Source organism: Halopseudomonas sp. (genome assembly GCF_036961105.1).
Lineage (GTDB): Bacteria > Pseudomonadota > Gammaproteobacteria > Pseudomonadales > Pseudomonadaceae > Halopseudomonas.
Map to the genome: position 1 here is coordinate 1 of NZ_JBALWW010000041.1, position 1210 is coordinate 1210.

At 45.1% G+C, this 1210-nt stretch carries 2 protein-coding genes; one reads left to right on the forward strand and one right to left on the reverse strand.

Annotated elements, in window-relative coordinates:
- The coding region (locus V7756_RS18820) for a cytochrome c oxidase subunit 3 (protein ID WP_335611737.1) at positions 1–664 on the forward strand (664 nt) is incomplete at its 5' end.
- Positions 665–782: 118 nt separating this feature from the next.
- Here V7756_RS18820 and V7756_RS18825 read toward each other — a convergent pair.
- Positions 783–1040, reverse strand: a complete 258-nt coding sequence (locus tag V7756_RS18825; protein ID WP_442909033.1) for a twin transmembrane helix small protein — start codon at positions 1038–1040, stop codon at positions 783–785.
- Between the last annotated feature and the right edge of the window lie 170 nt (positions 1041–1210).

The window sequence follows — 1210 nt, forward strand, 5'->3', positions numbered from 1 at the left end:
CTGGTTTATCTTTTCCGAGGTTATGTTTTTCGCTGTTTTCTTTGGTTCACTGTATTACGTTCGTAACTTGGCCGTGCCTTGGCTGGGTGGAGAAGGTATTGGTGAGCAGACCAATGCTTTATTGTGGAATGGTTTTGAAGCCGCTTGGCCTTTGATGACGACACCAGATATGGTGGCCAATGGTGAGGCTGCCCAATTTATGGGCCCAGATGAAAATATGAGCTTCCCAGGTTGGGATAAACTCTTTAGCTGGTTACCGCTGTGGAACACAATTGTTCTGATGACTTCCAGCTTCACTGTTCATATTGCGCATACAGCAATAAAGAATAACAACCGTGGTAAGTTCAACCTATGGTTGGGTATCACCGTTGCATTGGGTGCTATCTTCCTGGTGTTGCAGGCTGAAGAATATATTCACGCCTACCAACATATGGGCTTGACCCTGGAATCAGGTATCTACGGTACAACCTTCTTTATGCTGACTGGCTTCCATGGTGCTCACGTAACCATGGGAACTATTATGCTGTTGATCCAATTCCTTCGTGGTCTTAAGGGTCATTTCAACTCTGAAGATCAGTTTGGTTTTGAAGCGGCATCCTGGTACTGGCACTTTGTTGATGTGGTCTGGGTAGGCTTGTTTATCTTTGTCTATGTCCTAGCCTAAAGGATTTAGTACGTTTCAGTTCTAGCAGCCTATAGGCTGAGCAAACAAAAACGGCCAGGAATCTCCTGGCCGTTTTTCTTAGGGATAAGTAAAAATAGTTGGCGATTAACCAAAGCAACTATTGCTCTTTTTCTGGTGAGGCAACACGCTCGGGATGTAGTTGCTTGTCCCAAGGAGCTTGGCTAGTGAGCTGGCCGGAGTAAATGCCCCAGGTAATTGTTCCTACCAGTGCTACAGCCAGTACAATACGGACACCCAGTGCATATAGCGTACGTTTTCTCGAGTTCCCAACATCTTTCATCAGGAAGACCAAAGCACTGCTGAGACTGATTAGTACAGCGATAAAAAGTAAGACGATAATAACTTTAAGCAGCATGGGTTTTTATTTCCCAGTTGAAAGAGAGTGATTTAACCACAGATGTCAGAACTGACACAGCATCAAGCAGACGTTTCTTTCCAGTGGCAATGGAATTGGAAAGTATTACTGTTTACGGCAATTTTTTTACCCATCACCGTCAGCTTGGCGCTCTGGCAGCTGGATCGTGC

What these genes read in the sequence shown, in the direction of transcription:
- V7756_RS18825 (WP_442909033.1), bottom strand. Translation starts at nt 1,040, where the DNA reads ATGCTGCTTAAAGTTATTATCGTCTTACTTTTTATCGCTGTACTAATC.